This window comes from Halococcus sp. PRR34, from assembly GCF_028617175.1.
Classification (GTDB): Archaea; Halobacteriota; Halobacteria; order Halobacteriales; family Halococcaceae; genus Halococcus; species Halococcus salifodinae.
The window spans coordinates 71,141-96,056 of sequence record NZ_JAQJDA010000001.1 but is presented as its reverse complement, the minus strand read 5'-3'; the positions used below and the strand labels follow the sequence as shown (position 1 = coordinate 96,056).

Below are 24,916 nucleotides of genomic sequence, written 5' to 3'. Positions count from 1 at the left end.
ATGGCACCGTTCGGTGTCGGGTCATCGCCCCGGTGGCTTTATCAACGAGAGCCGTGAGTGGCTCGAACATGGAACGTGGACTAGTCGTTGCCGAGCGAACCGACGAACACCGGGCACTCCTTCGGGAGGCCGGGGAGCACGCGAACGGGGCGAACGCCGAACTCGTCCTCCTCCGATTGATGACCGAGGCGGAGTACGAGACCGACGCCGAGACGCTCGCGTCGATCGGTTCGGTCGAGAACGTCAGCTACGACAGTCGAGCCGTCCTCGACGCCGCTGCGAACGACCTCCAGGAGATGGCACGCGACGTCCTCCCCGAGAACGTCGGTGTCGATATCGTCGCCAAAGCGACCGACGAGGACGATATCGCCACCGCCGTCCTCGACACCGTAGCCGATCACGACTGCGATCACGTCTTCGTCCTCGGCCGTCATCGCTCGCCCGCCGGCAAAGCGCTGTTCGGCGACGTCGCCCAGCGAATCGTGCTCGACTTCGATGGGTACGTCACGCTGAACACCGGCTGAAACGAAAAGGGATCCTCGTGGTTCACAGTTGATCTGTTCCAACGCTCGATCGTTCGTCCCGAACGCCGCTCGCGTCAGACGGAATCCGATTCCGCCGTACGGTCGAGGGAGCCTTTCGCGTCCCAGATCGACGTCATGAGGTCCGCAAACACGGCTGCGCGGCGGGGAACCCCCTTGACGTCGGTCTCGTCGCGGTCGATCGCTTCGAGGGTAGCGACGAACTCCCGCTCGAAATCCATTCCTGCGACCGTCTCGTCGACCTCGAAGCTGAGCGTCCCGTCGGAATCGGTGTCGAGCCACCCGACGGCGCGCTGTCGTTCGTCGTATTCGAGGGTATACGTCGCCCCGCCGACGAGACGACGGATGTCGGCCATCGATCCGATTTCGAGCCAGTCGTCGTCGGTCTCGATGTAGAGCACGTCATCCTGAACGTCTGTCTCGTACCGTTTCATGCCCCCTTGTTTGGGATGACAGTAATAAAACCCTCGTCCGATTGTCGGAAGCGAACAAATTCACAGTCCGTGTTCCGATCGGTACCACCTGTATCCCCACGATGATTGGGTGCCGGAATCAGGCGATTTTCCGAGCAGTCGACGCAATCTTTGCCGGTAATCGACGGGGCTATATGATAGATTTCACCACAACGCTTATTGTGAATGATACCCCGAGTGAGGATGGACCATGGCAGACGACGCCAATAGTTACAGCGACATAGTGAGCCGACGCCGGTTCATCGAGATTTCCGGCATCTCCGGTGCCGCCGCACTTGCAGGTTGTTCTGGCGGCGACGGAAGCAACAACGACAGTGGTGGTGGTGGCGGCGGTGGCGGCGGTGGCAGTGGTGGCAACGGAAGCAACGGATCCGAGGGTGGCAGCAGTGGGAGCGGTGGCGGCAGCGGCAACGAAAGCGGTGGAGGTGGCGGCGGCCAAGTGTACGACACGCAGCATCTCACCTACACCAATCAGCAGCCGTCGAACATCCAGTGGAACTCCAGTAACACGTCGGGTCTCGCACAGATTTCGGACGATCTACTGTTCGACCACTTCGCCAAGTACAATTTCGCGCAGAGCGAGTTCGTGCCGTACGCCATCTCGGAGTGGAACTACGGCGGCGACACGTTCGAGATGACGATCCGCGACGGTCTCACGTGGTCGAACGGCGACGACGTGACGTCGGCCGACATCGTCACCCAACTTCGACTCGGGTTGAGTCTTGGCCTCGGGTTCGCGGACTACACCGAATCCATCGAAGCGGTCGACGACAGCACTGTCCGGATGAACTTCGGTTCGGAAGTCAACCAGCAGATCGTTCAGTTCCAGGTACTGAGCGGGAACTGGGTCAACCAGCCGAAAAGCGTCTTCGGCAAGTTCGTCGAACAGATCAACCAGAACGAGGAAGAAGGACTCAGGAGCCTCCAGGAGTTCACGTGGACCGATCCGATCGCCAGTGGCCCGTGGTCGCTTGGTGGCACCAGTCAACAGCAAATACTCCTCGAACGACGCGACGATCATCCGGACTCGGGGAACATCAACTTCAGCGAGTACGCCTGCCGGTTCCTCGACGGGAACCAGGCGGCCCAACAGGCGCTGATCAACCAGCAGATCGATTCGGTGTTCACCCTGTTCACCCCGCCACGGATCGTGAATCAGATGCCCGACGCGATCCAGCAGGTCCAGACGCCATCGGCGTTCGGCTTCGGACTGGTTCCGAACCACAACCATCGGCACGCCGGCGACCGCGCCGTTCGGCAGGCGATCCAGTACGTCATCAACCGACAGCAAGCCGTCAACAACGTCTCGAAACCCTCGAAGCAGCCGACGCCGATCCCGACCGGGATCACACCCGACACCCTCGAACAGTATCTCGGTGACGCGATGGATGACTTCGAGAGCTATGGGATGGACAGTTCACAGACAGAGAAGGCCACGCAGGTTCTCGAAGAGGCCGGCTACTCGAAATCAGGCGGTACGTGGCAGGATTCCGAGGGCAACACGGTCAGTCTTCCGGTCATGGTGCCTGCGGGGTGGAGTGACTGGAACACTGCCGCCCAGACCGTCGCCGACCAGCTCGCTTCGTTCGGCTTCGAGAGCGCCATCGACGCACGCCAGTTCGGCACGCTGCTCGGGAGCACGTGGCCGAACGGTGACTTCGTACTCACTGCAGGTGGGTGGCTCGACGGCGCGCCGTCCGGAGCGTACCCCTACTTCTCGCTGCGCCATCAGTTGGTCTACAACGATCGGGGCTACGGCTACAACTACCCCGCGTCCAACCAGGAACGAGGTGGCTCGAACGCCGACATCACCGTCCCTGCGCGAGGAGGGTCGGGCGAAATGACGGTCAATCCGTCCGACCGAATCGGCGAACTCTCCCAGGCCACCGAGGAGTCCACGATCAACGAGATCACCGTCGAGCAGGCGTGGGTTGCCAATCAGGACCTACCGATGATCCCGGTGATGGAGAAGCTCGAACAGACGTTCCTCACTGGCGGCAACGAGTGGAACATCCCCGAGGAAGGGGCTGAAATCTCACAGGTTCGGTGGGCCAACACGTGGCTCCCCCGACAAGGCGAGATGCAGTACGCTGGCAACTAAGCCGGCTACCAGCGACCGACCACAATTCATATTGCGGATTAGCTGTATCGCGTTACACATGGTCATGGAAAGACCTATACTAGACCGTACGCCGAGTTCGGCACCCGAACGGGTGTCGACGATCGAGGACACGAAACCACCACACACGACTTAATCCATGAACTACTACGTCGAACGGACGATACGTGCACTGTTGACAGTATGGCTCGTCATCACGCTCACTTTCGGCATGATCCGGCTGCTCCCCGGTGGGCCGCTGGTACAACTCCGCGCGGAGTTGAGCCGACAGGGCTACTCGGCCTCGCGAATCAACGCCCTCATCGAGAACTACCAGAACGTCCAACCGGATCAGCCGTTGTACGTCCAGTACTTCGATTACGTCACGTCGCTCTTGCAGGGCGATCTCGGCCAGTCGATCACGAACCCCAATTCGGTCGCCTCTATCATCGGCGACGCGCTTCCGTGGACGATGTTCATCATGATCACGTCGGTGGTCCTCATCTTCGCCATCGCCATCGTCTGGGGGGCGGTCATGGCCTACCGAGAAGGTTCCACGTTCGACGTGGCATCGAGCAGCGTCTCGATCCTCCTCGGGTCGATGCCGTTCTACGTGCTTGCGATCGGCCTCGTCGTGCTCTTCTCGTACAAGTTCCAGATCCTGCCGGCCCGATATCGGACGAGTCCCGGGGTCGAGGCTGGTCTTTCCGTCAAGTTCATCGTTGACGCACTCCGCCACGCCGCCCTGCCGATCGCCTCGCTGGTCATCACTGGCGCGGGGCTCCAGGCGCTCGCGATGCGGGGTAACTCCATCTCGGTGCTCGGTGAGGACTACGTCCGGGTCGCCCGGCTGCGTGGTCTCTCCGACCGACGTATTTCGACGCGATACGTCGCGCGAAACGCCATCCTCCCGATGTACACCGGGTTCCTCACGCTGATCGGGTTTTACTTCGGTGGCTCGCCGATTCTCGAAGAGGTGTTCACCTACCCCGGCATCGGTTACTACCTGTTCCAGGCGCTCGAAAACCGGGACTACCCGCTGATGATGGGGATCTTCCTCGTCATCACGATCGCGCTGGTGCTCTCGGTGTACATCGCCGATCTCACGTACGGCAAGATCGATCCGCGGATCAAATCGGGTGAGTCCAGTGAAACCTACTGAATCCGAATCCGTCAGCGGCGAGTTCTCCTTCGAGACGACCAGCTCGGACGTCGAGGTCACGTGGGGCGAACGCCTTCGTGACTTCTACGAGGAGTTCATCTACAAGCCAGGTCTCGTCGCGTGGAACGACCGGCGAACCAAGATCGGCGGGGCCATTCTCATGGTGTACGTCCTGATGGCGACCGTTGGCGCGTGGTTCTACCGAGTGCCGACGTCGAACCAGGCCACCCGAGGCCTCCGCCCGTTCGAGGTGTGGAGCGCACCGCTCGGATCGACTGCATCGGGTGAGGACATCCTCGCGATGGTGATCCACGCCACACCCTCCATGCTGATCATGATCGCCACCGGCGGGGTGTTCGCCACCGGCGTTGCCGTCCTGATCGGGACCGTCGCCGGCTACAAGGGCGGCATCGTCGATCGAGGACTGACCTCGTTTTCGGACGTGATGATGTCGATCCCCGGTCTTCCGCTGGTGATGGTGCTCGCGGTGGTGTTCAGTCCGACAAATCCTGCAGTTATCGGCATTCTGATCACGATCAACTACTGGGCAGGGCTCGCACGGGCAATTCGGTCGCAGGTGCTCACGCTCCGGGAGAACTCCTACGTCGAAGCCTCGCGGACGATGGGTGCGAGCACGCCGCGGATCCTGTTCAAGGACATCATCCCGAACCTGATGCCGTACGTGTTGGTGAACTTCGCGAACGCCGCCCGCTATGTCGTGTTCACTTCGGTCGGGCTGTACTACCTCGGGATCCTCCCGACCTCGGTGGCGAACTGGGGACTCCAGCTCAACAACGCCTACAAGCAGGCTGGAGCGCTCGTCGGCACCGGCGCGCTCTACCAGCTGATCGTCCCGATGCTCGCGATCATGGGGATCGCGCTGGCGCTCATCCTGCTGTCCCAGGGGCTCGACCGGGTGTTCAACCCCCGAGTCCGGACGCGGCTTGCGGGCGGGTCCGAATCAACCACGAGTAACGAGGACGAAACGACCGCAAGCAACGAGGTGATGACCTGATGTCGATGGAACGAACCCAACAACACGATGCCATCGGTGCGTCCGATCCGATCATCCGGATGAACGACGCGTCGGTGACTTACGACGACGGTGAATCGTACGTGCTCGACGGTGTCTCGCTCGAGATCGAACGGGGCGAGGTCCTCGGTATCGTCGGCGAGAGCGGTTCGGGGAAGTCGATGCTCGCGTCGGCGATGCTCGATGCGGTGCCGAACCCCGGACTCCTCTCGGGCGAGATCGTCCACCGATCGAGCGACGGGACCGAAACCGACGTCCTCGAACTCTCCCAGTCGGAGCTCCGCTCGATGCGGTGGGAGGAGATCTCGATGGTGTTCCAGGGCGCGATGAGCTCGTTCAACCCCACGATGAAGATCCGTGGCCACTTCGTAGAGACGCTCGACGCCCACGACGCCGAGAAGGGAGCGGGGATGGAGCGAGCGCGCGAGCTCCTCTCGGATCTCTACCTCGATCCCGATCGCGTGCTCGACTCGTACCCTCACGAACTCTCGGGTGGGATGACTCAGCGCGCGCTGATCGCGCTCTCGCTCGTGCTCGATCCCGACCTGCTGGTGATGGACGAGCCGACCGCCGCGCTCGATCTCCTGATGCAGCGCTCGATCCTGCAACTGCTGGGAGATCTGCGCGAGAAGTACGATCTCACGATGGTGTTCATCACCCACGACCTGCCGCTGGTCGCGGCGCTCGCCGACCGGCTCGCGGTGATGTACGCGTTCAAGCTGGTCGAGATCGCCGATACGCGCGAGATGATCACGGACGCTGGTCATCCCTACACGCGTGCACTCTTGAACTCGACGCCGAACCTCGACGCACCACTCGAAGAGATGCGACCGATCGACGGGAAGAGTCCGGCCCCGATCAACCTCCCGAGCGGCTGTGCGTACCATCCGCGGTGTCCGCTCGCGACCGAGCAGTGTCGCGAGGAGGTCCCTGGATACCACGAGGTTACAGAAGGACACGGCGCGGCGTGTTTCCACTGGGAGGAGGCGATTGAGGAGATCCCGCTGAACTACGCCGACTCGCTCGGAGACACCGCGGCGACTGGAGGGGGTGCTGCCGATGAGCAGTAACGACGACACTGCGGGCTCGGAGCCAGTGCTCTCGCTGTCCGACGTGGAGGTCCACTTCGAGAACCGACCCGGTCTGCTCGATTTCGGTGACGAGACGGAAACCGTGCGGGCTGTCGACGGCGTGAGCTTCGATCTCGAAGAGCGCGACGTGCTCTCGCTGGTCGGCGAGTCGGGCTGTGGGAAGACCACGCTCGGCAAGACCTCGATCGGGCTCCAGCGCCCGACCGGCGGTAGCGTGAAATATCGTGGTCACGACATCTGGGACGTTCGAGACGGCAACAGCGACGCCGACATCACGTGGGACGAGATCCGCCAGTCACTCCAGATCATCCACCAGGATCCCGGGAGTTCGCTCAATCCGAACCGTCGCCTGGTCTCGATCCTCTCGGAGCCGCTCCGGCTGACGGGTGCGGACCTCAGCCGCGGGGAGCGCCGCGAGCGCATCTACGGGCTCCTCGAACACGTCGGGATGACACCGGCCTCCGATTTCGCCGATCGGTACCCCCACGAGCTCTCGGGCGGGGAGAAACAGCGCGTCGCGCTGTGTCGCGCACTCCTCATGAACCCCGACGTGATCCTCGCCGACGAGGCGATCAGTGCACTCGACGTCTCGCTGCGGGTGGAGATGATGGATCTCATGCTCGATCTCCAAGAGGAGTTCGACACCTCCTACGTGTTCATCAGCCACGACCTCTCGAACGCACGGTACTTCACCCAACACGGCGACGGCAAGATCGGTGTGATGTACCTCGGCGAGCTCGCCGAGATCGGTCCCGCCGAGGACATGGTGAACGACCCACACCACCCATACACCAACGTGTTACGGTGGGCGACGCCGGATCTCTCGCTCCGAGAGGCGGGCGAGCCGCCGATGCGGAAGATCGACATCCCGGATCCGGTGAACCCGCCGTCGGGCTGTCGGTTCCACACCCGGTGTCCGGAGGCCCGCGAGGCCTGTTGGCAGGCATCGCCGCCGGACTACCAGCACGACGGCCAGCGAGTAGCGTGCTTCCGCGAGGACGAGGATCACGAATACTGGGATAGTCCGGAACTCACCGACTGATCTTCTTCGAGTCGTTCTCAGTCGACCTGCGGGCGAAGCTTCTTTGCGACGGCGCGTCGATACGGCGAACATGTCGTGGCGTGACGAGTTCTGGACGCTGGTTTACGAATCACGGGAGTACTTCCGATTGCTCTGGGCGTTTTTGGTGTTGATGATGCTGCTGAGTGCGATCACGTTTGCGTTCGGGCAGCCCGGCACCGAGTCGCGAGCGATCGCGTACGTCAATCTCATCCTGATCGTGGGATTGGGGGTGACCGCGATCGGGACGTACTGGTACGCCGCGCGTCGCCAGCGCGAGCCCTGATCTCAAGCGGCGTCGCGAGCGAGCCAGTCGGCGGTTTCGGCGGCGAGCGCACGGAGATCCTCGTCGGCTTCGGCGTCGTTCGCGACCTCCCGGAGCGGACCGACTGCGCTATCGTCGCCGATGTATCCGAGTGCGGTGACGGCGTTCGCTCTCACGGCACCGTCGTGGGTGTCGAGACACGCACACAGTGGGTCGGTCGCGTCACTCACAGCCTCGGGATAGTCCTCGGCGACGCTCGCGATCACGTCGGCGCTCGTCGTGACCAAGAGGGTATCGTCGCTGTCGAGGAGATCGACGACCGCCGGGACGTGTTCGACCAGCGCACCGCTGTCGGCCTCGGCGACCGCCACGACGACGTTCGCCGCGACCGCCCGCGCAGCGAGCTGTCGCTTCCGTCCCTCCTCGCCGATGGCACGGTACTGCTCGAACGTCGAGAGGCCGCCCATCGGTGGCTCTTCGAGCCCCTCGACGAGATTCGTGATCTCGCTGTCGAGCGTCGCGAGGAGGTCGTCGAGTTCGGTCGCGAACCACTCGGGGTGCTCGGCCGCGAGCGGACGGACGACGCGTGCGGCGAACGTCCGCACTAGCGGGAGGTCGTGATCGAGTAGATCGACGAGGGCTGGCACTCCGTCGGTGAGTTCGGCGGGCCGTTCGTCGGCGACGAGAGCGAGCGCCGTGAGGCTCTCTTTCAGGACGACCGAGTGATCCTCCGCGAGCCGATCGAGAAGCGTCGGCACCACGGGAACCACCACGTCGGGATCCTGGTCCGCGAGCGCGCCAGCGATTTTGGCGGCGTGGGTCCGAACGAGGTTCTCCTCGTCGGTGAGTCCAGCTCGAACGCGTTCGATGTCGATGTCGGCTGGCGTGATTTCGTCGGGATCGAGCTCTCGAACGTCGTCCGCGGTTGCGTGTGTCATTGCCACGAACGGCGGCGGCGAGAGACATATGCGTAACGGTCGGTGGCGTCGATACGACGATTCGACGGCTGGTGGATAGCCCGTGCCGCGACGGTCCTATTCCGCGTCGTCGAGCGTCGGCGAGAGTGCACCCGATTCCACCATCGCTTCGAGCGGACTGTCGTCGACATCGAGTGGGAGGTCGACCCGTCCTCGTTGGCGGACCGACTCGTAGCCGCCGAAGAGGATTTCGGCAGTGTTGAGGCCGATCCGGCCGGCGAGCTGTGACTCCTCGTCGCTCCGGAGCGCGTCGATCGCGTCGCCGATCGAACGGTCGTGGAACCGCGAGCCGAACCGATCGCCGTCGTCGGCCGTACCGTGCATCGTCTCGCCGCCGACGTCGATCGCCTCCCGCCGGCCATCCTGTTTGAGTTCGAGCATTGGACCGTCGTCGACGTCGATCCGGAGCGTCCCGTCGGTCCCTCGAAGCACGATCGCGGCGTCGGTCAGCGACGCGCCAGGGCCGGTCGAGAGCACCCCGTGGATGCCGTTGTCGTAGCGCCACTGGGCGAACATCTGGTTTTCCTGGTGTGCGCCGAACCGGACGTCCTCCTCGCGGTAGTCGAGCTGGGCGATGACCCACTCGGCCGGTCGGTCGTCGTTGAACATCCCCGCGAGATCGACGGTGTGTGCGCCGGTGTCGAAGAAGTCGCCCCACCCGATCTCGATCCGCCGGAGTGCGCCGATCTCACCAGCGTCGAGCAGCCGGTCGGCCTCGGTGAACGGTCGGCCGAACCGACGCTGGCGGTTGAACGTGAGCTGGACGTCGCGCCGCCAGCAGGCCTGGACCATCCGCTCGGCGCTCGGCCACGTCAGTGCCATCGGTTTCTCACAGTGGACGGCGTCGACGACACCGCTCTGCGCACAGTCCACGACGACCTGCTCGTGGATCGCGGGTGGCACGGCGACGCTGACGACGTCGGGTTCGACCGCGGCGAGCATGTCCTCGTAGTCCGCGTAGATACCGTCCTCGTCGACACCGAACTCATCGGCGAACGCCCGAGCGTTCTCGGGAACGAGGTCGGCGCAGGCGACGAGCCGGCAGTTCTCGTTGTTCCGATACGCCTCGGCGTGTCGATACCCCATCGCGAACCCTTCGACAGTGGGGTTTCGCGGGTCTGGGCCAGTACCGACGATGGCGACCGTGTACTGATTCATTTCGTTTGCAGACAGCGAGGACTAGTGACATAGTGCTTTCGTTCGATCGATGCAGGCGATGTGGGCCGGCGATCGACATCGACGGATGCGATCCCGAGATCGCCGAGACGTTTATCCGGACCACGATCGAGGTCGATACGTGCACATCCTTGTCATCGGCGGCACGGGGTTGATCAGCACGGGAATCACGCGCCAGCTCGTCGACGTCGGGCACGACGTGACGGTGTACAACCGTGGCCGCACCGACGCCGACCTCCCGCAAGGCGTCGCGCACGTCACCGGCGACCGAACCGACTACGACCGCTTCGAAGAACAGATGGCGGATCTCGACGTCGACTGCGTGATCGACATGGTGGCCTTCGAGCCGGCGGACGTCGAATCCGCGATCCGTGCGTTCGAGGGCGAAATCGAGCAGTACGTCTTCTGCAGCACGATCGACGTCTACCATCGACCCGTTGCGGACATGCCGATCGTCGAGTCGGCGGCACGCAGTCCCGCGGTCAGCGAGTACGGAGCCGACAAGGCCGCCTGCGAGGACCGGCTGTTCGAAGCCCACAGCGCCCGCGGATTTCCGGTGACGGTGCTCCGGCCGTGGCACACCTACGGTGAAGGTGGAACGCTGATCCACACGCTCGGCGACGGCACCGCCTACATCGACCGGCTTCGGGAGGGAAAACCGATCGTGGTCCACGGCGACGGCACGTCGATCTGGGGGCCGTGTCACCGCGACGACGTCGCGAACGCGTTCGTCGGGGCGCTCGACAACCGAGCGGCGATCGGCGAAGCCTACCACGTGACGTGCGAACGGCCGATGACGTGGAACCAGTACCACCGCCGCGCGGCCGATGCGCTCGACGCGCCCGCCCCCGATCTCGTCCACGTTCCGACTGACGCGCTCACCGCAGCCGTTCCCGACCGGACCGGCGGTCTCGAGGATCATTTCCGGTTCAGCACGGTGTTCGATACGTCGAAAGCCCGCCGTGATCTCGGGTTCGAGCAGACCATCGGCTGGGAGGAAGGCGTCCGTCGCACCGTCGATTGGCTCGACGAGCACGACCGGATCGACGACGCCGAGAACGACCCCGAGTACGATCGGGTGGTTGCGGCGTGGCGCGACGCCGAGGCGTCGTTCGTCGACGCGCTCGACGGCTCTTAAGTGCCACGTCGAGTCGTTCGATTACTCAGTCACTCGACCGAGAGCCCACCGCAAGACCCTCAGAACCGTTCCAGCACGTCCGCACCGTGGGCGACCGACGCCATCTGATCGTCGGGATCGTCGTGCTCGTAGATCGCCCACTCGACGTCGTGCGCCCGAACTGCTGCCGCACAGGCTTCCACGTCGAGCACGCCGTCGCCGACCTCCACGGACGACCGCGTCTCGTCGGCGTCGGAGATGTGGACGAGCGACACTCGGTCACCCCACCGATCGAGGACGGCGGTCGGGTCCACACCCGCGGCCGCGGTCCACCCGCAGTCGAGTTCGAAGCCGAGCGGTTCTCGGGTGGCTTCCGCGAGGTGCTCGAACGCCGGCCGGCCGTTCACCGCGGCGAACTCGTGGTCGTGGTTGTGATAGGACAGCGCCATGTCGTGGTCGTCGACCGTCTCGGCCACCCTCAACAGCCGATCCGCGGTTGCCTCGATGTCACTCTCGGTCTCGAAGCATTCGGGATCGAGCCACGGCACCACGAGGTGGTCACAGCCGAGCGATCGGTAGAATTCGATGGTGGCCTCCGGATCGTCCTCGATCTCGTCGATCCCGACGTGGGCCGCGACCGATTCGAGGCCCGTCTCGTCGAGCGCGGTCCGGACGGCGTCGGCGTCCGCATCGCCGATCCGGTTGGCGTACTCCACGCCCTCGAACCCCGCGTCACGGACTCGGGCGAGCAGTTCGTCGAGCGGTTCGTCGAGCGCGCGCAGCGTGTACAGTTGGATGGCTGATCGTGCCATAGTCCTGCATCTCGGGTCGGCGGTAAAACGGTTTCTCCCGATGGTCAGTTAGTGAAGCGACGGAACCGAGCTACCCGGTGTTCTTCATGCCGGCGGCGATCCCCTTGACCGTCAGGCGCAGTGCCCGCTTTTCGGTCTCGGTCCGGTGCTCACGATCCAACAGGTGGGTCTGGAGCACGTTCAGCGGGTCGACGTAGGGGTTCCGGCGACGGAGGCTCTCGCGGAGCCACCCACGGTTCACGAGGTCGTCACGGTCGCCGATGGTCGTGGCGAGGTCGGCGGCCCGCTCGTACTCCGCCTCGAACACCGGGAAAAAGCGTGCTTCGAGGTCGTCGTCGGCGACCGCGGCGTACTCACCCGCGATCTCCATGTCGGTGCGCGCGAGCGCGAGCGCGGCGTTGTCGATCGTCGTCCGGAAAAAGGCCCAGTCGTCGTACATCGCCTGGAGCGTGTCCGTCGAACCGCCCTCGTCGAGGTAGGCCTCGATCCCCGCCCCGAGGCCGTACCAGCCAGGCAGAATGCACCGCGACTGGGTCCACGAGAACACCCACGGAATCGCCCGGAGGTCCTCAACGGTGCGCTCGCCCGACCGCGACGCCGGCCGCGAGCCCATGTTGAGCTCCTCGATCACCGTGATGGGCGTGGCCTGCTCGAAGTACGAGACGAACCCATCCATGGTGAGCAGGTCCTGATACGCCGTCCGCGCCGCGTCGGCGATCGTCGCGGCCGCGTCGAGCCACTCCTCCGGCACGTCGTCTTTGGGCTGATCGAGCGCCTGCGCCCGTGCGCGAATCTGGGCGTTCAGCATCTGTTCGAGATTGCGCTCGGCGATGCGTGGGTTGGCGTACTTCTCCGCGATCGCCTCGCCCTGCTCGGTGAACTTGACCTGGCCGGTGACGGTCTCGTTCGGCAGCGCAAGCAGCGCCTCGTTCATCGGGCCGCCACCCCGCGAGATCGAGCCACCACGGCCGTGGAACAGCCGGAGGTCGACATCGTGATCGTCCACGATGTCGGCGAGTCGGCGCTGGTTGCGGTAGAGGTCCCAGTTCGCCGCGAAGAAGCCGTTCTCCTTGTTCGAGTCGGAGTAGCCCAACATCACTTCCTGGAGGTTGCCGCGCGCGGCGAGCGCCTGGCCGTACGCCTCGTTGTCGAACAGCGTCTCCATGATCTCGCGCGCGCCGTCGAGGGCGGCCTCGGTTTCGAGCAGCGGCACGACATCGATTCCACAATATTCGGGGAGCTCGACCGCGCCCGCCTGATCGGCGAGGAACAGGACTTCGAGCACGTGACTCGGCTTCTCCGCCATCGAGATGCAGTAGGTGTCGATGGCGTCCGCGCCGTACTCGCGCTGCCAGTCGTTCAGCCGGTCGAACCGTTCGAGCACGCGTGCAGCGGGGTCGAACAATCCCTCGCGATCGGTGACGTCGATCAGCGGCGCGTCCTGGAGGATGGCCTCGGTCAGGAGTTCGACGCGCTCGTCCTCGTCGAGCGATTCATAGGCGATGTCCTCGCGGCCGAGTGCCGCAGTGATCGCCTCGGTGTGTTTTTCCTGGTGATCCCGGAGGTCGAGACCCGCGAGGCAGAATCCAAATGTGTGGGCCTGGCGTTCGAGCGGGTCGACGTGGACCGCGGCGATCCGCTCACCGCCGTTCGCCTGGAGGCTCGTCGCCAGCGCGTCGAGATCGGCGGTGAACTCGGCCACCTCGTCGTACCCGTTCGGGCGGACGTCGCCGATGCGTTCGAGACGCTCGCCCATCAGTCGGAGGTGCTGACGGTAGGGTTCGTCGGGGTAGCGCTCGCGGGCCTGATCGGCGAGCGTGGGGAAGCGCTTGCGGTTCGCGGCGAGCCGATCGTCGAACGCCTCGCCCGTGTCGAGCCGGTCGGCGTCGTGGGCGAGCACGCTCGACAGATCGGCGAGCGCTTCCTGATACTTCTCCAGAACACTGCGGCGCTGTCGCGCGAGGGTCTCGCTCGTCACCTCGGGGGTGACGTAGGGGTTGCCGTCGCGGTCGCTGCCGGCCCACGATCGGAATTCGAAGAGTTTGGGCACTCCGATATCGTCGAACTCCGCCCCGAGCGTGTCCTCGATCTCGCGGTAGACCTCGCCAGTCGTATCGAAGAGAGTGTTCTCGAGATACCAGTGGACGTTTCGCGCCTCATCGAGCGGTTCGGGCTGGCGCTCGCGGATCTGGCGGGTGCCCCAGAGGCTCGTGACCTGGGCTTCGAGTGCGGCCTCGAGCTGTGCGCACTCGGTGTCGGTCAACCGGCGCTCGTCGAGTGCGACGAGGTGGTCGGCGATGGTCCGGAGTTTCGCTTTCACCGTCTTGCGGTGGGCCTCCGTGGGGTGAGCAGTGAAGGTCGGCTCGATCAGCACGTCGCCAAGGATCCGCTCGACGACCTCGGGATCGCGGTCGGCGAGACTCTCGACGGCGGCGCTCAAACTGTCGGCGAGCGATCCCTCTTGGGAGGCGGTCCGGATGGCTCGGACCCGCTCGCGTTCCTCGGCGAGGTTCACCATCTCGAAATAGGTCGTGAACGCGCGCGCGACCGTGACGGCGGTCTCGGGTTCGAGGCCGCCCAGTGTGCGATCGAGGCCGTTGCGCGAGTCGATCTCGCCGTTGCGGTAGTCGATGGCGGTGGTACGGAGCTCTTCGACCGTCTCGAACGCGTCGGTCGAGGTCTGTGTTTCGAGCACCTCGCCAACCAGCGCGCCGAGTTCCCGAACGTCCCGCTCAACCGTGCGATTGTGTAGCGTCATCGTGTTGTTAGAGCACGATACTCTTGTATCGAATGAACCCTTCGATACTCGTCCCGATGCCCTCGCGCCCGATCCCCGAGTCCTCGTTCCCGCCGAACGGGATGTCGCCGAGACCGTGGGAGGGCGCGCCGTTGATCCGGACTGCGCCGGCGTCGATCCGTTCGGCAACCCGGAGCGCGCGGTCGTACTCAGTCGTAAAGACGCAGCCGTCGAGTGCGAGGTCGGTGCCGTTGGCGATCTCGATGGCGTGGTCCTCGTCGGCGAACGTCGTCACCGGGATCACGGGGCCGAACTGCTCCTCGGTGACGAGGCGTGCGGTCTCGGGAACCCCGCCGAGCAGCGTCGGCTCGACGAACTGGCCGTCGCGCCCGCCGCCGCGAACGATCTCGCCACCCCGATCGGTGGCGTCGGTGACGAGCTCCTCGACCCAGTCAGCCTGCTCGTCGCTGATGAGCGGTCCGAGAGCCGTTTCCTCCTCGAACAGATCGCCGGTGGGGTAGGCGTCCATCTCGCTCTCGATCCGCTCGACGAGATCGTCGTGGATCGACTCGTGGACCAGCACGCGGCTGACCGCCGAACACCGCTGGCCGGCGTACTTGAGCCCGCCTTTCGCACACGCCGCGGCGGCTGCATCGAGGTCGGCGTCGGGAAAGACCACGGCGGGCGCGTTGCCCCCGAGCTCCATGTGGAGGTTCACGATCCCACTCTGGCGGGCGACGTGTTCGCCTGCGCCCGACGAGCCGGTCATCGCGATCGCATCGATCTGATCCGAACCAGCGAGCACGTCGCCGATCGTGCTCGCGTGCCCCGGAACGAAGTTGAACCCGCCTGCCGGAACGTCGGTCGCAGCGATGACGTCGGTCAGGATCGCGGCGCTCACGGGGGTTTTGCTCGCAGGTTTGAGCACGACGCTGTTGCCGGCCGCGAGCGCGGGCGCGACCTGGAGCGCGGTCGTCGAAAGCGGGTAGTTGTACGGCGTGATGCAGAGCACGGTTCCGCGGGGTTCGGGCTTGGTGATCGCCTCCCAACCCTCGTGCCCGGCGGTCGTCCCCGGCCGGAACTCGCCCTTTAGCCCTCGGGCCTCCTCGACCGCGCGCTCGAATCGCTCGGCGGCCGACTCGACCTCGCCGCGCGCGCTCGCGATCGGCTTGCCCGCCTCGCGAACGATCACGTCTGCGAGTTCGTCCTTCCGGTCGCGCAGGCCTGCGGCGATGGCTTCGAGCCACGCCACCCGCTCGGGAATCGTCGAGGCGGCCATCGATGGCTGTGCACCCTCTGCCGCATCGAGCGCTGCTTCGGCCTGGAGCGGGCTCGTTGCGGTGATTCGGGCGAATACGCCACCCTCGGCGAGATCATTTACTTCGATGACGCCGTCGCCGCTCTCCCACTGCCCGTCGATGTAGGCCCGTTCGTCGTGCGCCGTTGATGTGGTAGCCATGCACGATGGTTGGGGTCGAATCGGTAAAAGATTTACTTTGGACCGAATAAATGCCGTGGCAATCGACTGACCCGCCGCGACGTTTTTTTGAATCGAGATGTCATGACGGGTGTGTCTGTGTGAGTGGGCTCTATTGAATCCGCCGACGGCGTCGGGGTGAGTCGTCAGAACGATTGAGACGAAGCGGAAGAGGAGTCTTTGTGCAGAAGATTCTCTTCCGCTTCGTCAAACAGGCTGTCTCGATCGCACGAAAACTTACTGATGCAGCGCTGATGCAGATCAGCCATCCCGCCGGCAACGGAGTTGCCGGCTGGAAGCACGCCGTCTTGCACTTTCTCCGCGAACACATGGACGCGACACTCGTCGAAGTCCTCGATTGGGCTGAAGAGATGGAACGCGTACGAGCCGCGCTCGTCCTCGAGCGCGGCGAGTTCCTTGGTCCATCTGCGCTGTGCAGGTCCCTTGATCGAGCGCCGATGACTGTCTGGCGAGAGCTGCTCCGACTCTCGTCGGAGCTGCTCGACCAGTCCGGTCACGCCGCCATCGATGCCACCTACTTCGACCGCAGAGAAGCATCGAGTCACTATCTCAAGCGGTGTGAGCGAGATGTACAGACCGTTCAGGCCACGTTTCTCGTCGATACCGCGCAGGGCGCGGTTATCGACGTTCACTGTAGTGCGAAGTGGCCCAACGGAACGAACGTTGGCCCGCAGGTCGCCCTGCGGAACGCAGGCGACCTGCTCAGTCTGGCCGCCGACAAGGGATACGATGATATGAGCTTCCGCGAGGAGTTGCATGCCGAAGACGTGCGTCCACTGATCAAACACCGTGTCTTCGCGCCGTACGATCACGCACACAACGCGCGGATCGAGGACGAACTCTACAACCAGCGGTCGATCTGTGAGACCGTGAACTCGGTGATCAAGCGCTCGTACGGCTCCGCCGTCCGAGCGCGAGCATGGTACCGCCAGTTCCGCGAGATCACGCTCACCGCCGCGGTCTACAACCTCGAACTAGCCCTCAAACCGTGAATCCCGTTGCCCTCTGCGGATTCAATAGAGCCGTGTGAGTGTGAAGCCCTTCCAGTTCGTTTGATATTGGCAAACAATTTTCGAACCTCGATGGTCGAAACCCGTATTACGCTCGCTCCGGAGGTTCAGCTATGACCGAGGACACGCTCGAAATCGGGGTCGCGGGGCTCGGGACCTACGGTCTCCTCCGGGCGGAAATCCTCACCGAGTTCGGCCACACCGTCTACGGTTCGGACGCGAGCCCGGACGCCCGCAAGGAGTTCGAGCGCCGCGTCGGTACCGGGGTGTTCGAACGCCCCGCCGAACTCTTCGAACGCGACCTCGATGGCGTTCTCGTCACGACACCGAACAAATTCCACGAGCCGGTCGCCACGGCAGCGATGGAGCGCGGGTTCGACGTGTTTGTCGAGAAGCCACTGGCTCACACCCTCGAAAGCGCCGAACGGATCGCCGAGATCGCGCGCGAAACGGACTGTCTCTGCATGGTCGGCTTCCAAAACCGATTTTTGAACGTCTGTAAGGTCCTCAAGTGGTACATCGACGAGGGATACCTCGGAGAGATCAGGCACGTTCAGGCGGCGTACATCCGGCGGCGTGGGGTGCCGGGTCGCGGGTCGTGGTACACCTCCTCGGAGATCGCCGGCGGCGGCGCGGTGATCGATATCGGCATTCACTTGATCGACCTCCTCGACCACTTTCTCGACGCGCCGGTGATCGACGACGTCGCCGCCACGACGCGTCAGGACTTCGGCCACCGCGAATCCTACGCCTACCTCGACATGTGGGGCGAGGACGCCGACGCGAACATGTTCGACGTCGAGGACTCGGCGTCGGGATTTTTGACCTACGAGGACGGGACCACCGCAACGCTCGAAGTCGCGTGGGCGGCCAACGCCGAGTCGGTCCACAGATACCAGCTCTACGGCACCGAGGGTGGCGCGGTACTCGACATCACCGATCGCCTCAACGGTATGGCCGAGGTCGACCAGAGCCTCCGATTTTACGGCGCAAACACGGGCGGCATGGATCACTACCTCGACGCTTCCGTCACGGTGAACTCGAACGATCCGTACCGAGAGCAGTTGCGCGCGTTCACGACGGCGATCACCGAGGACGCTCCACCATCGATGAACACCACCGAACAGGCGCTCGCCGTCCAGCACATCGTCGACTGTATCTATGCCGAAAGCGAGTGAATCACGACCCGCGACGAGGGCCGGATATTTATATCGACACGCACAACCCCCGACATGACCCCGGACGCCGACGGCGCGAAGACGATCAACTCGGTCGACAACGCGGTTCGCATCCTCGACGAACTCCTCGCTCGGGAGACCGCAGGGGTCACGGAGTTGGGCGAGGCGGTCGGTCTCTCGAAGGCCACCGTCCATCACTACTTGACGACCCTCCGGCGACACGGGTTCGTCCAGCAGGTCGATGGAACCTACCGCCTCGGCCTCCGGCCGCTCTCGTATGGCGGCGCGGCCCGCGAGCGCGAGGCGGTGTTTCAGTCCGGAAAGGAAGGCGTCGACAGGCTCGCGGCCACCACCGGCGAGACCGCCCGACTCGTCGTCGAGCGCAACGGGTACGCCGTCACGCTGTATCAGTCCTCGGAACGCCCTCCCGAGGAGATCCCAACCACGCTCGGCACGCGCGAGGATCTCCATAGCACCGCCGCGGGGAAGGCGATGCTCGCCGCCCTTGACGACTCGTCCCTCGATGGGTTCCTCGAACGAGGAGAGCTGACGCGACACACCCGAAACACCATCGTGGACCCGGCGACCCTGCGCGCGGAGATAGCCGACGTCCGTTCCCGGGGGATCGCGTTTGACGATAACGAACAGTTCGAGGGCGTCCGGTGTGTTTCGACCCCCCTCGTCACCGACGCCGGGGGCCTCCTCGGCGCGCTCAGCGTGAGCAGTTCCACCGCGAACATCTCGGACGAAATCTTTGAGGAGGAGTTCCCCCAGGCTCTCCAGAACGTCGCCGGCGTCATCGAGATCAACACCGCCTACCGCGGCTGGGTTGAGTGACGCCACGCGGTCGATGGCGAACCCGTTCACCAGGACCGATCAGCGGAACGCTCGGTGAGGATGTCAGTGATCCAGTAAGTCCGTACCAACTCCGACACGATCCTCGCGGTCACCAGTCGGCGATGCTGCCGTCCTCGTGCCGCCAGATGGGGTTGTGCCAGTCGGTCTCCATCGCGGATTTCTCCGCGACCACCGACTCGTCGATCTCGATACCCAGTCCAGGGCCGTCGAGCGTGTCGAGATAGCCGTCGTCGAACACGAACGGCGACTCTCCCGCGAGGTACTCGTGGGCGGGCCCCCGCGCGTCCGAATGGACGTCGAACCCGTGATCCTGAACGAGGAAGTTCGGGGCGTGGGTCACGACCTGGAGCGAGGACGCGAGCGCGATCGGCCCGAGCGGGCAGTTGGGCGCGACCGCGACATCGTGGGTCTCGGCGGCGCTCGCCAGTCGACGCATCTCGGAGATGCCGCCAGCGTGGGAGACGTCGGGTTGGATCACGTCGATCGCGCCGTCCTCGAACACCGGCTGGTAGTCCCACCGCGAGTAGAGCCGTTCGCCCGCGGCGAGCGGAGTGCCCGACTGGTTCGCGATCACGGGGAGGTATTCGAGGTTCTCCGGCAACACCGGCTCCTCGACGAACAGCAGGTCGAACTCGGTCAGCCGGCGGGTCAACGTCTTCGCCATCGACTTCGAGACCCGACCGCGACAGTCGACCGCCATGTCCACCGCGTCGTCGACCTCGCTCCGAACGTGCTCGATCCGCGAGACGATCCCCTCTAGCACCTCGCGCCCCTCGACGTGGCGGGTCTGGTTGGTTGCGTCCATCTTCAAGGCGGTGTAGCCGGCCTCCGCGAGCCGGGTCGCCTCGCTTGCGACGTCACCCGGTCGATCCCCGCCGATCCACTTGTACACCCGAATCCTCTCCCGGCTCTTGCCACCGAGCAGATCGTAGACCGGAGCCTCGTAGTGACGACCCTTGATGTCCCAGAGCGCCTGGTCGACGCCCGCGATCGCGCTCATCAAGATCGGGCCACCACGGTAGAACCCGCCGCGGTACATCGCCTGCCAGTGGTCCTCGATGCGGAGCGGGTCCTTGCCGACGAGGTAGCTGTCGAGCAGTTCCTCGACCGCCGTTCGTACCGTCTTCGCGCGCCCCTCGACGATCGGCTCGCCCCACCCCACCAGCCCCGTGCTCGTCTCGATCTTGAGGAAGAGCCAGCGCGGCGGGACTTCGTACAGTTCGTAACCGGTGATTTGCATACGGGATGGTCTGCCCATAGTGTCTTAATGCTACGGTGTTCGACCGACATCGCTGCGACGGCCATCGAGTCCGCCCTAGCGTCCGGAAGGAGGTGCGTTCAGCCGAACGGGTTCGGCGGTAGCACAGTCTCACAGTAGCGCGAACCGCAGCGGCGTGCGTGGCGATCCCCGTCGTCAGTCAGGACCGCCGGTTTCGGGGACCGCTGCCATCGCTTCGATCTCGACGTCGATATCGACGGGGAGTTTCACCACTTCGAACGCGCTGCGCGCGGGATACGGCTCCGAGAGGAGCTCGCCGTAGACGTCGTTGACCTCGTCGTAGTAGCGCATGTCCTTGAGATAGACCGTCGTCTTCACGATGTCGTCGAGGCTGGCGTCCGCAGCCCGCAGGACCGCGTCGACGTTTTCGAGCGTGCGTCTGGTCTGTTCACCGGGCGACCCTTCGATCACGTCGCCGGTGTCGGGATCGACTGGTCCCTGTCCCGAAACGTAGATCGTGTCGCCCTCGACGATTCCCTGCGAGAACGGGCCGATACTTGCCGGTGCGTCGTCGGTTTCGAGTTCGTGCATGGTGGGTCTGTCGCGATGCGACAGTGGATACTCTACCAGCGACACGTCCCAAAACGCTACCGATCCGTGGCGGCACGATCGATGACCGGTGGCTCGCACGGAGGCGAGATAGCCGGCGGTTCACACAGGCGTGAGATGGCCGGCAGTTCACCCGAGATACTCGCGCGCACGCTCGTGGAGCGGGGCGAACCCTTCGGCGCTCCCGACGCCGGTCCGTTTGCCGAGCACGACCCCCTCGGCGTAGATCCCGTCGAGGAGGTTGTCGAACTCGGCGTCGATCCCGCCGTGTTCGGCGAGGAAGGCGATCTGGGATTCGTGCTGTTCGATCGCTCTGAGCTTCCGATCGATGTGCTCGCTGATGTCGACGAACGTCGATGGCTCGAACTCGGCAGTGGGTTTCCCGAAGTAGTAGACGTTGTCCGGATCACACGGTTCGTGGTCGGTTTCGGCGAGCGGGAGCGACGCCATGTAGTACGCGTCCGTCACCAGCCGGGAGGTGGCTCGATGATCGGGATGCATATCGTCGCGGAAATGCGTGAGAACCACGTCGGGATCGTACCGTCGGAGCGCGTCGACGATCCGCAGTCGGTTGTCGAGCGAGTAAGTGATACGTCCGTCCTCGAACCCGAGGAACTCCACCGCGTCGGCCCCGAGCACCTCGCCGGACGCGCGAGCCTCCTTCTCGCGGGCGTCGGCGATCTCCGCCTCAGTATCGGTCCCGAGACCGCCGTACTCGCCGCGGGTCATGTGGGCGATCGATACCCGGTCGCCGCGGGCTGCGTGTTTCGCGAGCGTTCCACCACAGAAGATGTCGGCATCGTCTGGATGGGCGACAACTGCTACCACGTGCATACAGTGAATGCGGAAACCGGCACCAAATAGTTTGTGATCGACGAAGCGTTGGGAGAATGGGTTTCGATCGTGGATTGACGCTACTCGACGTTCGCGACGATGCGATCGATCACGTACTCGGCCTCGTTCTGATCGAGACACATCGGATTCACGACGATTTCGCCGTCAGGGAGATCGTCGGTGCCGACGTACACCCGAGGATCTTCGTCGCGGAGCGTGCGTGCGAGTTCCGTGGCGTTCGTCCCGATACCGGTCGCCTCGACGTCGACGACGATCTCCGGGGCGACGCTGGTGCCGTTGGGGCTCGTCACATGCACACCGAGCCCGGTCTCGGCGAGTCGCTCCGCCATCGCCTCGGCGAGATCGATCCACCCCGCTTCGAGCTGGCCGTGATCCTCCGCGACGAACAGTTCGAGTGCGCGGATCGCGCCGACGAGCTCTTCCTTCCCGACCTTCAGCGGTCGGCCGATTCCCTGACGCGGCACGCCGTCGAGCCGTTCCCGGTCGATGAGGTCGGTTGGCGGATCCCAGAGATCGTTCGCGACGTGCATGTCGAGGTGCTGGGCCGCGATCGACGCGACGTACTCGCGCTTGCCCGCGACGAATCCAGTAGTTTGGGGGCCACGGATCCCCTTGCCACCGCTGAACACCACCATGTCCGCACCCGTCTCCACGAACGCCGAGAGGTTCTCGCGCGGCGGGACCTCCGCTGCGGCGTCGACGATCACCGGGACGTCGTTCTCGTGGGCGACCGCGACGACCGACGACAGCGACGGCTGAGTGTAGGATTTCTGCATGTAGCCGACGGCGACGGTTTCGTCGGTGATCGCGCGATCGAGCTGCCACGGCTCGACGTCGGTTGCGCCAGTACCGAGGTGGCGATCGTTGGTCCCGACGTCGACGATCGTCGCGCCAGCGGTCCGGAACGCGTGGTCGTAGCCCGTCCGGTGAGTGCGGGGCATGACGATCTCGCTCGGCACGTCGGCCGTGTCCGGGAGGGCGTTCATCACGCCGACGTCACGGCCCACGATGGCGGCCGCCGCACACAGCAACAGTCCCGCGCTGGCCCCGCTGGTGACGTAGCCGGCCTCCGCACCCGTGACGTCGGCGATCGCCGTTGAGGCTCGTGCTTCGAGATCGCCGATCTCGACGAACTCGTCGGCAGCCCGCCGCATGGCGTCGAGCGCGCCAGGTCGAATCCGGCTCCCACCGATGCGGGTCTTCGTCCCCGCTGCGTTCACGACGGGCGTCACGTCTAGCTCGCGGTAGATGGAATCGTCCTCACTCATTGTTGATTGCGGTGTACACACTCATACTGCCGGTAATCATAATCGTTGTGATTGGGGTAGTCGGCACCGAACGACCCGAAAGCCGCTGCGCTCCGACGACAGTAATCCACCCCACGAGACGTTCGCCATCGTGACCGAGGTCAATCCCATCCCGTCTACGTCCCGATCGTCGATCGGCTCGTTCGATCTCGTCTCCCCCTCCAACCAGTCGGTGGGGCGAACGACCGACCCGTAGACGCGGGTTTCGACACGTTCGTCCACACAGGGTGAACGGTAGTCGATGGCACGAACCCCGATCGTTCACGATCGATGTCGTCCATGAGATAGGGGTTCCCCGAACATCTCCGACACAGGAGCTCCGGCATCCACCAGGGACTACCGTAAACGATCGTTTCTCGATAGTGGACGAGCACCGCCGAGACGGGAACACGGTCGATACAGTACCGTTTCGAACCGTGGATCGTGCGTGTCGCGCCACGACACTCCGATCCGAAGCAGACGCACCCGTTTGAGCGACAAACAAGTCGGCTGGTTCGTCGATGATCGACTCAAATAACAGCTATATCATTGTTACTCTCTGGGTTCGCGTTACGATATCGACCTGCGGAGGGCTCTCGGCCAGTTGTGTGTTGGCACGTCGTACGTTCACACTGTGTGTACGATCGGATCGAGCGCTCCGTTCGCTATCGGAGTTCGCCGTGCTGCTTGAACACGGTCATCGCTGCGTAGTGGTTGGCGATCGGATGATAGCCGGGTTCGACCGCAGTTCCGTGGTTCGGTCCGTCTCGACTCCAGTCGGAGTCCAGGCGCTCGTACCAGTTCCCGAACCGTGGGTTGACGACGTGCTCGGTCGCACACCGCTGGAGACGGTCGTACCACTCGAGATACGTCTCGTCGTGAACCGCGAGACGAGCGGCTGCGCCGATCCCTTCGGCCAGCGCCCACCCGTACTTCTCGGCCACGACCGGTTCGCCGCTCCGATCAACCGTGTAGTGGAACCCGCCGTGGTCGTCGTCCCAACCGATTTCGACGGCGGTGTCGAACAGCTCCATCGCGCGCGGTACGAGCCAGTCGTCGTCGCGGTGTTCGGCGAGGTGACAGAGGAGCTTCGCCCATTCGGCGTGGTGGCCCGGCTGGTACCCCCACGGACGAAACAGGTGGTCGGGCTCGTCGCGGTTGTACGCGAAATCGGGCTCCCACTCCGGGGTGTAATGTTCCCAGACACGGCCGGCCTCGTCCGCACGATCGCAAACGAGCGATCGGGCAACGGTGGTGGCACGATCGAGGTGAGTCTCGTTGCCGGTTGCCTCGTACGCCGCGAGCATCGCCTCGCACGCGTGCATGTTCGCGTTCTGTCCCCTGTAGGACTGGTAGTCGCTCCAGTCCCCGGTCGCCGCGTCCGCGTAGAGCCCGTACTCGGGTTCGAAGAAGCGGCCGTTCAGAACGCCGAGGGCGCGCTCCAGTTCCGCGTCCGCATCGGGGAGTCCGACCTCGACCGCACGCGCGGTCGCGAGGACGGCGAACGCGTGGCCGTAGCAGTGGCGCGTGTCGTCGGCCGTCTCGCGCCCGGAAAGAAGCCAGTCGTACCCCTCGTTGTCGGCGTCCCACAGGACGTGCCGGAGGAAGTGGAGCCCGTGCTCGGCGGCCGCACGACAGTACGTCGGCCCGTCGATCGCGACGCCGATCGCGAAGTTGTGGATGGCGCGGCACGTCGCGACGAGGTGTTTCGAGCGACCATCGTAGACGTGGCCGTCGCGTTCGTCGAGCTGGGCGATGTAGCCGCCGAACCGTCGATCCACGACGTCGGGCCAGTAAAACTGAAGCACTCGACACAGATTGGAACGGATCCGTTCCGGATCACGGTGTGTGCCTATCATA

The 24,916-nt window shown here is 64.4% G+C and carries 23 protein-coding genes; 11 read left to right on the top strand and 12 right to left on the bottom strand.

Translation table 11 applies throughout. From position 1 onward, the window contains the following. Window positions 1–68 precede the first annotated feature (68 nt). Window positions 69–524 carry a universal stress protein gene (locus tag PHA81_RS00485; RefSeq protein ID WP_005043307.1) on the top strand — a complete coding sequence of 152 codons (456 nt, stop codon included), beginning with the start codon at window positions 69–71 and terminating at the stop codon, window positions 522–524. Between the two features lie 74 nt (window positions 525–598). Here PHA81_RS00485 and PHA81_RS00480 read toward each other — a convergent pair whose 3' ends face one another. Further along, window positions 599–976, bottom strand: a complete 378-nt coding sequence (locus PHA81_RS00480; RefSeq protein WP_005043306.1) for a hypothetical protein — start codon at window positions 974–976, stop codon at window positions 599–601. Between the two features lie 229 nt (window positions 977–1,205). On the opposite strand from PHA81_RS00480, the gene PHA81_RS00475 reads away from it, so the two are divergent. The 6 genes from PHA81_RS00475 to PHA81_RS00450 all read left to right on the top strand — a co-directional run bounded on the left by PHA81_RS00475 (window position 1,206) and on the right by PHA81_RS00450 (window position 7,745). Next, complete coding sequence (locus PHA81_RS00475) at window positions 1,206–3,116, top strand: ABC transporter substrate-binding protein (RefSeq protein ID WP_005043305.1); 1,911 nt, start codon at window positions 1,206–1,208, stop codon at window positions 3,114–3,116. Between the two features lie 157 nt (window positions 3,117–3,273). Beyond that, window positions 3,274–4,275, top strand: a complete 1,002-nt coding sequence (locus PHA81_RS00470) for an ABC transporter permease (RefSeq protein ID WP_005043303.1) — start codon at window positions 3,274–3,276, stop codon at window positions 4,273–4,275. Next, window positions 4,262–5,290 (top strand): ABC transporter permease, encoded by a 1,029-nt coding sequence (locus tag PHA81_RS00465; RefSeq protein ID WP_005043302.1) that lies wholly within the window; start codon window positions 4,262–4,264, stop codon window positions 5,288–5,290. Before PHA81_RS00470 ends, PHA81_RS00465 begins: the two co-directional genes overlap by 14 nt. Next, the gene (locus tag PHA81_RS00460; protein ID WP_005043301.1) at window positions 5,290–6,378 is read left to right on the top strand and encodes an ABC transporter ATP-binding protein; all 1,089 of its coding nucleotides are present in this window, start codon (window positions 5,290–5,292) and stop codon (window positions 6,376–6,378) included. Before PHA81_RS00465 ends, PHA81_RS00460 begins: the two co-directional genes overlap by 1 nt. After that, window positions 6,368–7,441, top strand: coding sequence for an oligopeptide/dipeptide ABC transporter ATP-binding protein (locus PHA81_RS00455; RefSeq protein ID WP_005043300.1), 1,074 nt, complete (start codon window positions 6,368–6,370; stop codon window positions 7,439–7,441). The genes PHA81_RS00460 and PHA81_RS00455 overlap by 11 nt, the downstream gene beginning before the upstream one ends. Window positions 7,442–7,511: 70 nt before the next feature. Then, window positions 7,512–7,745, top strand: a complete 234-nt coding sequence (locus PHA81_RS00450) for a hypothetical protein (RefSeq protein ID WP_005043299.1) — start codon at window positions 7,512–7,514, stop codon at window positions 7,743–7,745. A gap of 2 nt (window positions 7,746–7,747) precedes the next feature. Here the strand turns inward: PHA81_RS00450 and PHA81_RS00445 are convergent, their stop codons facing one another. Together PHA81_RS00445 and PHA81_RS00440 are read right to left on the bottom strand one after the other, a co-directional pair. Next, window positions 7,748–8,662, bottom strand: a complete 915-nt coding sequence (locus tag PHA81_RS00445) for a HEAT repeat domain-containing protein (RefSeq protein ID WP_005043298.1) — start codon at window positions 8,660–8,662, stop codon at window positions 7,748–7,750. A gap of 96 nt (window positions 8,663–8,758) precedes the next feature. Beyond that, window positions 8,759–9,859 carry a Gfo/Idh/MocA family oxidoreductase gene (locus PHA81_RS00440; protein ID WP_005043297.1) on the bottom strand — a complete coding sequence of 367 codons (1,101 nt, stop codon included), beginning with the start codon at window positions 9,857–9,859 and terminating at the stop codon, window positions 8,759–8,761. 139 nt (window positions 9,860–9,998) lie between these two features. On the opposite strand from PHA81_RS00440, the gene PHA81_RS00435 reads away from it, so the two are divergent. Then, window positions 9,999–11,015, top strand: coding sequence for an NAD-dependent epimerase/dehydratase family protein (locus PHA81_RS00435; protein ID WP_049910095.1), 1,017 nt, complete (start codon window positions 9,999–10,001; stop codon window positions 11,013–11,015). Window positions 11,016–11,074: 59 nt separating this feature from the next. Here PHA81_RS00435 and PHA81_RS00430 read toward each other — a convergent pair whose 3' ends face one another. The 3 genes from PHA81_RS00430 to PHA81_RS00420 all read right to left on the bottom strand — a co-directional run bounded on the left by PHA81_RS00430 (window position 11,075) and on the right by PHA81_RS00420 (window position 16,002). Next, on the bottom strand, window positions 11,075–11,806 hold the full coding sequence (locus PHA81_RS00430) for a sugar phosphate isomerase/epimerase (RefSeq protein WP_005043295.1): 732 nt from the start codon (window positions 11,804–11,806) through the stop codon (window positions 11,075–11,077). A 70-nt stretch (window positions 11,807–11,876) separates the two neighbouring features. Further along, entirely contained in the window at window positions 11,877–14,564 is a 2,688-nt protein-coding gene (ppc, locus tag PHA81_RS00425) for a phosphoenolpyruvate carboxylase (RefSeq protein ID WP_005043294.1), read from the bottom strand. Window positions 14,565–14,571: 7 nt separating this feature from the next. Next, a complete protein-coding gene (locus PHA81_RS00420) occupies window positions 14,572–16,002 on the bottom strand; it encodes an aldehyde dehydrogenase family protein (protein ID WP_005043293.1) in 1,431 nt (476 codons plus the stop codon). 200 nt (window positions 16,003–16,202) lie between these two features. On the opposite strand from PHA81_RS00420, the gene PHA81_RS00415 reads away from it, so the two are divergent. The 3 genes from PHA81_RS00415 to PHA81_RS00405 all read left to right on the top strand — a co-directional run bounded on the left by PHA81_RS00415 (window position 16,203) and on the right by PHA81_RS00405 (window position 19,066). Next, window positions 16,203–17,033 (top strand): IS5 family transposase, encoded by an 831-nt coding sequence (locus PHA81_RS00415; protein ID WP_005043292.1) that lies wholly within the window; start codon window positions 16,203–16,205, stop codon window positions 17,031–17,033. 131 nt (window positions 17,034–17,164) lie between these two features. Then, on the top strand, window positions 17,165–18,229 hold the full coding sequence (locus PHA81_RS00410) for a Gfo/Idh/MocA family oxidoreductase (RefSeq protein ID WP_273834621.1): 1,065 nt from the start codon (window positions 17,165–17,167) through the stop codon (window positions 18,227–18,229). A gap of 54 nt (window positions 18,230–18,283) precedes the next feature. Continuing rightward, the gene (locus PHA81_RS00405) at window positions 18,284–19,066 is read left to right on the top strand and encodes an IclR family transcriptional regulator (RefSeq protein ID WP_005043289.1); all 783 of its coding nucleotides are present in this window, start codon (window positions 18,284–18,286) and stop codon (window positions 19,064–19,066) included. 109 nt (window positions 19,067–19,175) lie between these two features. Here the strand turns inward: PHA81_RS00405 and dgoD are convergent, their stop codons facing one another. The 6 genes from dgoD to PHA81_RS00375 all read right to left on the bottom strand — a co-directional run bounded on the left by dgoD (window position 19,176) and on the right by PHA81_RS00375 (window position 24,915). Further along, window positions 19,176–20,327 carry a galactonate dehydratase gene (dgoD, locus tag PHA81_RS00400; protein ID WP_005043288.1) on the bottom strand — a complete coding sequence of 384 codons (1,152 nt, stop codon included), beginning with the start codon at window positions 20,325–20,327 and terminating at the stop codon, window positions 19,176–19,178. A gap of 174 nt (window positions 20,328–20,501) precedes the next feature. Then, a complete protein-coding gene (locus PHA81_RS00395) occupies window positions 20,502–20,897 on the bottom strand; it encodes a Rid family detoxifying hydrolase (RefSeq protein ID WP_005043287.1) in 396 nt (131 codons plus the stop codon). A 147-nt stretch (window positions 20,898–21,044) separates the two neighbouring features. Next, on the bottom strand, window positions 21,045–21,749 hold the full coding sequence (locus PHA81_RS00390; RefSeq protein ID WP_005043286.1) for a PIG-L family deacetylase: 705 nt from the start codon (window positions 21,747–21,749) through the stop codon (window positions 21,045–21,047). A gap of 80 nt (window positions 21,750–21,829) precedes the next feature. Then, the gene (locus tag PHA81_RS00385) at window positions 21,830–23,038 is read right to left on the bottom strand and encodes an aminotransferase class V-fold PLP-dependent enzyme (protein WP_005043285.1); all 1,209 of its coding nucleotides are present in this window, start codon (window positions 23,036–23,038) and stop codon (window positions 21,830–21,832) included. A 36-nt stretch (window positions 23,039–23,074) separates the two neighbouring features. Next, the gene (locus tag PHA81_RS00380; protein ID WP_005043284.1) at window positions 23,075–23,299 is read right to left on the bottom strand and encodes a hypothetical protein; all 225 of its coding nucleotides are present in this window, start codon (window positions 23,297–23,299) and stop codon (window positions 23,075–23,077) included. A 422-nt stretch (window positions 23,300–23,721) separates the two neighbouring features. After that, window positions 23,722–24,915, bottom strand: coding sequence for an AGE family epimerase/isomerase (locus PHA81_RS00375; RefSeq protein WP_049910069.1), 1,194 nt, complete (start codon window positions 24,913–24,915; stop codon window positions 23,722–23,724). Window position 24,916: the final 1 nt, after the last annotated feature.

Bases quoted from the DNA above. Each gene is read 5' to 3' on its own strand.
- PHA81_RS00480 (WP_005043306.1), bottom strand. From the start codon at position 976: ATGAAACGGTACGAGACAGACGTTCAGGATGACGTGCTCTACATCGAG.
- PHA81_RS00375 (WP_049910069.1), bottom strand. From the start codon at position 24,915: ATGATAGGCACACACCGTGATCCGGAACGGATCCGTTCCAATCTGTGT.
- PHA81_RS00410 (WP_273834621.1), top strand. From the start codon at position 17,165: ATGACCGAGGACACGCTCGAAATCGGGGTCGCGGGGCTCGGGACCTAC.
- ppc (WP_005043294.1), bottom strand. From the start codon at position 14,564: ATGACGCTACACAATCGCACGGTTGAGCGGGACGTTCGGGAACTCGGC.
- dgoD (WP_005043288.1), bottom strand. From the start codon at position 20,327: ATGCAAATCACCGGTTACGAACTGTACGAAGTCCCGCCGCGCTGGCTC.
- PHA81_RS00420 (WP_005043293.1), bottom strand. From the start codon at position 16,002: ATGGCTACCACATCAACGGCGCACGACGAACGGGCCTACATCGACGGG.
- PHA81_RS00395 (WP_005043287.1), bottom strand. From the start codon at position 20,897: ATGCACGAACTCGAAACCGACGACGCACCGGCAAGTATCGGCCCGTTC.
- PHA81_RS00460 (WP_005043301.1), top strand. From the start codon at position 5,290: ATGTCGATGGAACGAACCCAACAACACGATGCCATCGGTGCGTCCGAT.
- PHA81_RS00385 (WP_005043285.1), bottom strand. From the start codon at position 23,038: ATGAGTGAGGACGATTCCATCTACCGCGAGCTAGACGTGACGCCCGTC.
- PHA81_RS00390 (WP_005043286.1), bottom strand. From the start codon at position 21,749: ATGCACGTGGTAGCAGTTGTCGCCCATCCAGACGATGCCGACATCTTC.
- PHA81_RS00470 (WP_005043303.1), top strand. From the start codon at position 3,274: ATGAACTACTACGTCGAACGGACGATACGTGCACTGTTGACAGTATGG.
- PHA81_RS00455 (WP_005043300.1), top strand. From the start codon at position 6,368: ATGAGCAGTAACGACGACACTGCGGGCTCGGAGCCAGTGCTCTCGCTG.
- PHA81_RS00485 (WP_005043307.1), top strand. From the start codon at position 69: ATGGAACGTGGACTAGTCGTTGCCGAGCGAACCGACGAACACCGGGCA.
- PHA81_RS00440 (WP_005043297.1), bottom strand. From the start codon at position 9,859: ATGAATCAGTACACGGTCGCCATCGTCGGTACTGGCCCAGACCCGCGA.
- PHA81_RS00430 (WP_005043295.1), bottom strand. From the start codon at position 11,806: ATGGCACGATCAGCCATCCAACTGTACACGCTGCGCGCGCTCGACGAA.
- PHA81_RS00405 (WP_005043289.1), top strand. From the start codon at position 18,284: ATGACCCCGGACGCCGACGGCGCGAAGACGATCAACTCGGTCGACAAC.
- PHA81_RS00445 (WP_005043298.1), bottom strand. From the start codon at position 8,662: ATGACACACGCAACCGCGGACGACGTTCGAGAGCTCGATCCCGACGAA.
- PHA81_RS00475 (WP_005043305.1), top strand. From the start codon at position 1,206: ATGGCAGACGACGCCAATAGTTACAGCGACATAGTGAGCCGACGCCGG.
- PHA81_RS00450 (WP_005043299.1), top strand. From the start codon at position 7,512: ATGTCGTGGCGTGACGAGTTCTGGACGCTGGTTTACGAATCACGGGAG.